The following is a 4,865-nucleotide window of genomic DNA, read 5'->3' on the forward strand; positions in this document are numbered from 1 at the left end:
GTGATACACACGCCCGGATGAGGCTGGAAAGCAAGGCTGCGTGGGAGCGGACTTGTCCGCGAAGGCGGTGTCATGAGCGCTAGATCCTCTGCAAATGTAATGCTCTCTTCGCGGACAAGTCCGCTCCTGCAAAATCGTTGTCACGCTCCACGCTTAGCGTGATACACACGCCCGAATGGGGCTGGTAAAGCAAGGCTGCGTGGGAGCGGACTTGTCCGCGAAGGCGGTGTCATGAGCGCTAGATCCTCTGCAAATGTAATGCTGTCTTCGCGGACAAGTCCGCTCCTACAAAAAATGCGTTCCACCCTGAGGTCGAGCGAGCGTGTGCGTAACGACTAGCGCTGGAGCGTAGGGGCGAGCGTTAATGTGCTTTCAGCCCCGTCACATCAGTTGCTCTTCGCCGGTGAATCCGGCTTCTTGTCGTTGCCAGGAATGTACGGGCTCCAAGGCTGCGCGCGGATCGGCTCTTTGGTCTGCCATACGACGTTGAACTGGCCGTTGTCCTCGACTTCGCCAATCATGACCGGCTTGTGCAAGTGGTGGTTGGTCTTGTCCATGGTCAGGGTAAAGCCTGACGGTGCGGCGAATGTTTGTCCGGCCATGGCTTCACGTACTTTGTCCACATCGGTGGATTTGGCCTTCTCGACTGCCTGAGCCCACATATGGATGCCGACGTAAGTGGCTTCCATAGGGTCGTTGGTTACGGCTTTGTCAGCGCCTGGCAGGTTTTTCTTTTTGGCGTAGGCAGTCCAGTCAGCGACGAACTTCTTGTTGACCGGATTTTCCACCGATTGAAAGTAGTTCCAGGCAGCCAGGTGGCCTACCAGTGGTTTGGTATCGATGCCGCGCAGCTCTTCTTCGCCTACCGAGAAAGCGACAACCGGTACGTCAGTGGCTTTCAGGCCCTGGTTGGACAGTTCTTTATAGAACGGTACGTTGGAGTCACCGTTGACAGTCGAAATAACGGCTGTCTTGCCACCGGCAGAGAACTTCTTGATGTTGGCCACGATGGTTTGATAGTCAGAGTGACCGAACGGGGTGTAAACCTCTTCGATATCGGTATCTTTCACGCCTTTGGAATGCAGGAACGCGCGCAGAATCTTGTTGGTGGTGCGCGGGTAGACGTAGTCGGTACCCAGCAGGAAGAAGCGCTTGGCCGAACCGCCATCTTCACTCATCACGTATTCGACGGCAGGAATGGCCTGCTGGTTAGGCGCAGCACCGGTATAGAAAACATTGGGCGACATCTCTTCGCCTTCGTACTGCACCGGGTAGAACAGCAGGCCATTGAGTTCTTCAAACACCGGTAATACGGATTTGCGCGACACCGATGTCCAGCAGCCGAACACCACGGCAACCTTGTCCTGAGTCAGCAACTGACGGCCTTTTTCTGCGAACAAAGGCCAGTTGGACGCCGGGTCCACGACCACTGGCTCCAGCATCTTGCCATTGACGCCGCCTTTGGCGTTGATTTCATCAATGGTCATCAGCGCCATGTCTTTGAGCGAAGTCTCGGAGATGGCCATGGTGCCAGACAACGAATGCAGGATGCCGACCTTGATGGTCTCGGCAGCCTGAACGGTCCAGGTCAGCCCCATGGCTGCGATCGATGCGGACAAGGTGAAGGCTTTGATCAGGCTGCGACGCTTCATTGACTGGCTCCCTTAGTACATTTTTTTGATGGTTCTGCGGTGGTGCGTACGTTGCTCCATTCAAGCGTAAGCAAGGTCTGGGCCAATGCACGGACGTCGCAAAATGGAACGAATGTGTCGCGCAGCAGAGAGACTGCGCACCACGCTGGATCAGCATGAGGCGGGGGGGTGCATCGGACGCGCTGCAATGGTGCGCAGGGTGAAAGCCTAGCGTTGCCTGTGCGGGCTTGATCGGGTGGTCAGCTGTCCCGTGCCTGGCGTTCCTGAGTTTTCGAGCGCGCGACGCTGATCCGTGCGCCGGATAAACGATCCGCTAAAGGCGTAGGCCAAGTGTTTGATTTGATGGCGTCAGGGGTGACGACGCAGCGCTATCCAGGCCAGCGCCGGTCGATGACTGCAGCAAGGCGATCCGGAATGGAGGAGGTATCGATTACAAGAGCGATAAAAGGCAGGGCGGGGCCTGAAACCGGGTATGAGGAGGAATTCATCACAACGCCACTCAATGGTCTCAGGCCCCGCAGGAAGCAATCTAAGCTGTTGCCGCTGTTTTGGCAAAGCGTGAGAGCACTATTCGATCAAGCACCCAGACAATCAGCATCGAAATACCTACCAGAGGGAATATAACGCCCAAGGCAATCATCACCACGGTCGCCGTTTTCCAGCGTGGCAAGCCGTGACGCAATGGCGGTACGCCCAGCCCGCGTTGAGGCCGACGCTTCCACCAGATCACCAGACCGCTGACCGAACTGAGCAGTACCATCAGGCAGACCAGCAGAATCAACAACTGGTTGACCCAGCCGAAAAACTTGCCTTCATGCAGCATCACGCCCAGCTCAGTGGCCTTGGATACCGCGCTGTAATCGACGTAGCGTACATCGGCCAGCACTTTGCCGGTGTACTGGTCGATGTGCAGCGTCGCGTCATCGCGCGGGTCGTCAGCGAACACCGACACCGTGAACACGCCATCAGCCGTCTTGGGCTGGGTGATGCTATAGCCCGGTACGATCTCTCTGGAGCGAGCTATGTCGACGACGCGCTGTAATGACACTGTCGGCGCTGCCGGTGCGCTGGACATATGCATGTGGTCCATGTGTTCGGCATGTTCCCCGGTTGAAACCGGCATGGGCGTGTTTTCCATGGCCCACGGCACCGTCTGCACGCTGGCATTGTTCAGCTCGCCAGCCTGCTTGTCGGATGTGGGTACGTCGGTCCACATGGCTGCCGGGAAGGTATTCCATACCGCCGCATATTGCTTGCCCCACAGTCCGGTCCAGGTCATGCCACTCAACAGCATGAACAGCAGCAGCAACGCGCCCCAGAAGCCGGTAACCGCGTGCAGATCACGCCATAGCACGCGTCCCTTGGCGGTCAGACGCGGCCAGAATACGCCCGCAGCCGAACGGCCTCGGGGCCACCATAGATACAGTCCGGAGACCACCAGCACGATGCCCCAGCCTGCCGCCAGCTCGACAAGCCGATCACCCAGCGTGCCGATCATCAGTTCGCCATGCAGGGCGCGGGCAATTGCCTGGAGGTTCTTTTTGGCGTCCTGAGTGCCAAGAATCTCGCCGCGATAGGGATCAACGAAAATATTCATCTCCCGGCCTTGCTCGCTGACCACAAACTGCGCACTGCCCTCGGCGCTCAACGGCGGGAAATACTTGCCGATGCTGGCTTGCGGGTAAGCAGTCAGCACCCGCTGTTGCAGCTCGTCGGCAGTGAGGCGGTGCTCGGCCGGTGCCACGCTCAGCAGATCGCGGTACATCAGGTTGTCCAGTTGCGGTTTGAACAGGTAGACGATGCCGGTCAGCGATAACAGGATCATGAACGGTGCTACGAACAGGCCTGCGTAGAAATGCCATCGCCACGCAAGGTTGTAAAAAGAGACATCGGGTTTGGACACGATAAACGCTCCCCAGTCAGGGATAACACAGCACGAATGGCGCGCAGCCTTGAGCTGCGCGCTGTCGTGGAATCTTTTTCGGGTTATGCCGTGGTGAGCGCTGGCGGTGCCCGGCTTCGGGCATTGGGGAAGATGGCCTTGTGTGCATGCCCTTGCAGGGGCTGCAGGGCGAAGAAGTCACCGGGACGTGGGGGCGGGGCGGCGACCAGCTCCAGTACGTGGGGCAACGCCGGGCAACTGAACAGCAGTGTGCAATAACCGCATTTCGCCCACAGCGCGTGATCGCTCATGCCTGCGTCGGCGGGCATGGCGTGCTCGCCGCCGTGATGGGCATGGCTGTCGGCCGACATGTCCATGCTGGCCGGCATGGACATGGACATCGACATGCCGGCGTGCCGATCCATCGGCATCGACTGGGAAACCAGTGGGCCGATAAAGATCATCAACATGGCGAACAGACTCAGCCATGCACCCTTTCTGTTGCAGGGGGCTGGTCTGTGGCGAACGTGGCGCAGGGTGCTCACTCTGTAAAACTACTCAGTGCTGGTGCTCCGGAGCCTGCTTTTGTACCACGACCTGCACCTCTACATCTCCCGCCTTTTCAAAATGCAGGGTCATCGGGAAGCGCTGCCCGACGACCAGCTTCGAGCGGTCTTTCAGGTTCAGCAGCATCACGTGCCAGGCCATCGGCGCAAAACTCACCTTCGCACCGGCCGGGATGTCTACCGCCTGAACATGCTGCATCTTCATCAGCCCGTCGGCGTGCACATGCTCATGCAACTGCGCTTGTCCGGCGATGGGTGTTTCGACGCTGATCAGACGGTCGGCGCTGTCACCCTTGTTCTCGATAGTGAAATACGCCGCCACCGTCGGTGCGTTGGGCGGTAGCTCCATTGACCAGGGGTGGCCAATCAGCAATGGCCCTGCCTTGTACTCATGAGCCTGGACAAAGCTGGCTGAGACCATTAATACGGCCAGCAGGAGTGCTTTTTTGAGCATCGAGGGGGACTCTCCGAAGGATTCTAAAAAGGGGTGACAAGTAGCTCGCCTGGACATCCGAAACACGCAGGCAAACCTTCAAGCACTCCTGAGTGGGCCGGTTTTTTAGCGCCGTTCTTCCAGCCCCAGCGCCTCAAGTACCTCATCCACCGTCCAGAATACCCGGTCCACATCAGCCAGCGGCGGGCGTTTCAGGATCAGGACGGGCAGGCCCAGGTCGCGGGCGACTTCAAGTTTGGGTTCGGTGGAGTGGCCACCACTGTTTTTGCTGATCAGTACATCGATCCGGCGTTGTTCGAACAAATGGCGTT

General features: G+C 58.4%; 5 protein-coding genes. All 5 read right to left on the minus strand.

Features of this window, described 5'->3' with window-relative positions; all coding sequences use genetic code 11:
- Nucleotides 1-386: 386 nt before the first annotated feature.
- Nucleotides 387-1,652 carry an urea ABC transporter substrate-binding protein gene (urtA, locus tag ALO80_RS15755; RefSeq protein ID WP_054986608.1) on the minus strand — a complete coding sequence of 422 codons (1,266 nt, stop codon included), beginning with the start codon at nt 1,650-1,652 and terminating at the stop codon, nt 387-389.
- 529 nt (nt 1,653-2,181) lie between these two features.
- Nucleotides 2,182-3,555, minus strand: coding sequence for a PepSY-associated TM helix domain-containing protein (locus ALO80_RS15760; protein WP_055009662.1), 1,374 nt, complete (start codon nt 3,553-3,555; stop codon nt 2,182-2,184).
- 83 nt (nt 3,556-3,638) lie between these two features.
- The gene (locus ALO80_RS15765; RefSeq protein ID WP_375233038.1) at nt 3,639-4,019 is read right to left on the minus strand and encodes a DUF2946 domain-containing protein; all 381 of its coding nucleotides are present in this window, start codon (nt 4,017-4,019) and stop codon (nt 3,639-3,641) included.
- Nucleotides 4,020-4,092: 73 nt separating this feature from the next.
- Nucleotides 4,093-4,554 carry a copper chaperone PCu(A)C gene (locus ALO80_RS15770; RefSeq protein ID WP_055009664.1) on the minus strand — a complete coding sequence of 154 codons (462 nt, stop codon included), beginning with the start codon at nt 4,552-4,554 and terminating at the stop codon, nt 4,093-4,095.
- A gap of 105 nt (nt 4,555-4,659) precedes the next feature.
- Nucleotides 4,660-4,865, minus strand: a 206-nt coding sequence (locus tag ALO80_RS15775; RefSeq protein ID WP_174518958.1) for a precorrin-6A/cobalt-precorrin-6A reductase, incomplete at its 5' end; no start/stop codon positions are given.

The sequence above is a fragment of the Pseudomonas caricapapayae genome (assembly GCF_001400735.1).
In the GTDB taxonomy this organism is placed as follows: domain Bacteria; phylum Pseudomonadota; class Gammaproteobacteria; order Pseudomonadales; family Pseudomonadaceae; genus Aquipseudomonas; species Aquipseudomonas caricapapayae.